A 3704-nucleotide genomic window follows, 5' to 3' on the forward strand; every position below is an offset into this window, starting at 1 on the left:
ACATCCCTTCCACTAAATACAAATGTCTGATAAGATGATATTGGTCCACTCTGATCACTCCTATCTCCCCCAATCATTGTGTTGTTCCACTTTCAATGATGGGGGATTGGTCTGGCAGAGTGGTCCACTTTTTCGCTAGCGTTTCTACTTTTTTGGCTCACTTTTATGTTAGCGTTTACATATGCCTCTACCTATAGATAAAGGGAAAAACCTGCTGACTATTAATTAAGCCTGGACTCCGGTTTTAAGTAGGTTAAAGGTTTATTTTCCTGTTTCAAAACCAGGCCGCAAAAATATAGTATGTTTATTGCATAATTAAAAAGGACAGAGTTGCAAAATAAAATTCCCACTTTTGCAATTCAGAAATCCCCAAATTTGCAAAGGTCATTGCAGGCACCTCAAAAAACCTTTACCCTTGTAGTTAGAAACAACTTAACTGCAAGGGAGGAAAGGAGGATAATCATAATGACCCAAATTGATGATATCAGAAAAGCGTTCTTTATGAAAGAGCAAAATATCAACGAGATAGCCCGGGAGTTCTAGAAATACCGGGAAACAATACGCAAGTATATCTATCAGGAGGACTTGAACGCTAAAGTTAAAACTTAAAACGTTAAACATATCTTAAGTTTTTCCGCACTACAGCACTGGTAAAAAGGCTTGTTGAAGCCAGAAAGGGAGGTAAACTTTCCGGGTTAATAAAACAGCTTTCCAAAGCGGATCTTCTGATTTGCGGCAAATGGGGTTATGTTCCTTTTGATCTTTGATGGTCAAGGCTACCGGATGAGACAATCACTCCTAAGGCAGTTAAGTTAACATAAAAATTCCCCCGGTGCCTGGGGAAAAATCTTTGCAAAAATGGGAAATTCCCTCTCACAAAAAACAGTAAAAAGGGACTCCCTGCCCAGGCAACCCCTTTTTATCAAACCCCTCCCGCATAAATAATTGAACTAACTCCCACAGTCCAACCTCAAGTAATTATAATACAGAACTGCAAATATATAACTTAAGAGAAAGGCAACAACAATCCCGTCGCTTACTGTAAATAACACATACGATCTGGGAAAAACAAAACCAATTGATATGATCTTTGATAGAATTCCAATCAAGCTAATAAAGCAAAGAAACAGCATATTATTCTTACTCCATGCCAATTTAAGGCTGATCTTTAATGCTTCAATAAGCCCGGTATCTTTATTAATGATTATGATGGGAACATACAAAACCATTGAAAACAGAAAAATAATAATAAAAATACATACCGCCAGCAAAAATATCTGCCTGATAGGATCAAGGTTAATAACTTCCAAAATAGCCAGCATAAAAGCTGCAACGATGCCGAACAATACAATGACTCCTAAAAGGATTCTAGGTATAATTTTTATGCTATCACAAAATATCTTCTGGCATTTTATAGTTTGCACAGAATCTGCATTTAAAAGATTTAAAAAAATAATCACCCAAAGCAGCTCAAAAACCCAGTAAATACCCCAAAAAACAAAATCGAGCATAACCGAATCGTAAAAACCAGTTATTATAGGTATAAAGGATAAAAAAAAGTGAATAACAATTACCAGCACAAAATTGGCGAAATTACTTTGAATCCAGGTAAAATACCTTTTAGTTGCACCATACATTAAAATTCTCCTCTCTTTGTAGTCAGTAACTGTATAAAGGCTACTTTTTCTCTCGCCTCTACCCTTTACATAGTCTGATGGTTCTTTTTAAGGTTTTTATTTTTTTTCGGTAAAAATCATCAAATCGGAACCATTCCCAATTGCTCAATTGTTATTATCTATTTAGCCCCCAAAACTTTGGGAGAAAATCTGTCTAATATGATAACCTTTAATAAGGAAATGGGGGTAGATGTTAATGAGTAGCAAAAGTCAGTACAGTGATGAGTTTAAAGAGCAAATTATCAAAAAATGCCAGGAAACAGGCAATGCAGCTACCCAGGCCCGGCGTTATAATATTTCAACTAATACTATTCATACCTGGATTAAAGAATATCGCCAAACCGGATCTGTAAAGACTTTACCTAAAGCAGAAATAGTAAGAACTGATAACCGGCCGCAGTTTATGTCAGTTAAATTTTCCAAAACTTGCCAGGAATTAAAATTGATACATGAGAGAATACCCGTAAAAACTCCCAATATGAACGCACATATAGAGGCATTCCATTCTATTTTGGAAGAAGAACGTTATATTTGCAATGAATTTACGAATTTTAGATAAGCATATGAAATAATAAGCCAGTACCTGGAATATTACAGCCATCGAAGAATACATGCTAGTTTGGGATATCTTGCTCCTGCTGAATATTATGAACTTCATAAAAAGAATTCTTCTTTAACCCAGGCAGCTTAATATAAGTTTTAAATGATCACATAAATCTATTATTCTATTATGTATGACAGTAATTTTATGTAATTTTCAAAGAGCTCTAGATTTAAACAGATTTTTTACATTAATAAGGGGCCAGGGCGGTACTAATATCGTTATAATCTTATTTAAAAGTAGCATTGTAATTAGTGGTGAATATTTTTTTATTAATAATTGACTGAAATAGAATTATGATAAATATTAAATAGAATATAGATGCAGCAATAAAGCAATAATAACAAATGCCATTGGTTTTAACTGTAAACTGAATTACTTGTAAAAAGGTTGCAAAAACTGCACATAAAGCAGTAAAACCAATGGTAATATGAGCCACGTATTTACTTCTATACCAAAAGACAATAAGTAGAAAAATACTAAGCGAGGCCAATGCTCCTGTTAATGCTATAGCAACCTCGGTCATAGGCATAAATAATTGATTATGACAGCTAAAGCAATCCGATGAATAGGGTGAATACTTTATGAAAGCAGTATATAAAAGCAATACAATATTTATTAATGCTAAATACTTAACAAATCTCATAACTAAATTGTTGTCTTTATCCATAAAAACGCCTCCTGTAATCTGCGATTTTCTCTCAATAATATTTTTTATTTTTAATACGCACTGGTATGGGAGGGGTGTTAGCTTGAGATCATACTCCTATAGCATAAGTGCCTCGGTTTAATCACTCAATAATCCCATGCACTTTTAGTCGTGGGAGTGTTGCTAACGAAATCATTTATTATTCTTTAACTCAAATTTCGCAGTTTAAAACAGGCATCAAAGCCCTAATATATGCTGGTTGGCCAGCAATCCAATATCGGACTTGACACAAAATTTCTGCGTATAAATCCTGGGGAATTTTTTTGCGCAGTTCGGCAATAAAAAGCAAAAGATACCGTATGGCAGTCTGGTAGTCAATATCCTGTACCTCATCGCATAACAAATAGAATATTTCTCCGGAACTACGTGAATCCTAGTTGTTACGTCGTTCCCATTCCAGCAAAATATATCTGGTAAAAACAATGGTTGTATGGGCTATGAGCATATCGTAATTTCTGCCCTGGAATTCGGAGCCTAGTTTTAGCAGTGATTTGGCACTTTTGAAAAATACTTCGATACTCAATCTCATGCCGTAAATACGAATGATTTCCTGGTCTTCGAGCGTTGTATCGGTAGTTAGTATTGACAGCCATTCACGCTTGTTGTTACGGTTCTGAATAATTTACTTATTCGCGTTTAAATAAATACCTGGGACCTTCGAGCCAATCGCCAATCTTTTTCCAAATCCCCTTATATTTATCTGGAAAAAGATTGCGAA

Annotated in this window: 3 protein-coding genes and 2 pseudogenes; 3 read left to right on the forward strand and 2 right to left on the reverse strand. The window is 35.0% G+C overall.

Translation table 11 applies throughout. The annotated features are described in order from the left end of the window. Nucleotides 1–638: 638 nt before the first annotated feature. The 3 genes and pseudogenes from BUB92_RS12055 to BUB92_RS10820 all read left to right on the forward strand — a co-directional run. A pseudogene (locus tag BUB92_RS12055) lies at nucleotides 639–767 on the forward strand (ATP-binding protein); the annotation flags it as partial. 316 nt (nucleotides 768–1083) lie between these two features. Next, nucleotides 1084–1485 carry a hypothetical protein gene (locus BUB92_RS11440; protein WP_143156952.1) on the forward strand — a complete coding sequence of 134 codons (402 nt, stop codon included), beginning with the start codon at nucleotides 1084–1086 and terminating at the stop codon, nucleotides 1483–1485. Nucleotides 1486–1872: 387 nt separating this feature from the next. Continuing rightward, a complete protein-coding gene (locus BUB92_RS10820) occupies nucleotides 1873–2235 on the forward strand; it encodes a transposase (RefSeq protein WP_073093560.1) in 363 nt (120 codons plus the stop codon). Nucleotides 2236–2506: 271 nt separating this feature from the next. Here BUB92_RS10820 and BUB92_RS10825 read toward each other — a convergent pair whose 3' ends face one another. Together BUB92_RS10825 and BUB92_RS11895 are read right to left on the reverse strand one after the other, a co-directional pair. After that, entirely contained in the window at nucleotides 2507–2947 is a 441-nt protein-coding gene (locus BUB92_RS10825; RefSeq protein ID WP_073093562.1) for a hypothetical protein, read from the reverse strand. Nucleotides 2948–3137: 190 nt separating this feature from the next. Beyond that, nucleotides 3138–3605: pseudogene (locus tag BUB92_RS11895) on the reverse strand (IS4 family transposase); the annotation flags it as partial. Nucleotides 3606–3704 lie beyond the last annotated feature (99 nt).

The sequence above is a fragment of the Thermosyntropha lipolytica DSM 11003 genome (assembly GCF_900129805.1).
In the GTDB taxonomy this organism is placed as follows: Bacteria; Bacillota; Syntrophomonadia; order Syntrophomonadales; family Syntrophomonadaceae; genus Thermosyntropha; species Thermosyntropha lipolytica.

Coding starts and splice junctions, on each gene's coding strand:
- BUB92_RS10825 (WP_073093562.1), bottom strand. CDS start 2,947: ATGGATAAAGACAACAATTTAGTTATGAGATTTGTTAAGTATTTAGCA.
- BUB92_RS11440 (WP_143156952.1), top strand. CDS start 1,084: ATGATCTTTGATAGAATTCCAATCAAGCTAATAAAGCAAAGAAACAGC.
- BUB92_RS10820 (WP_073093560.1), top strand. CDS start 1,873: ATGAGTAGCAAAAGTCAGTACAGTGATGAGTTTAAAGAGCAAATTATC.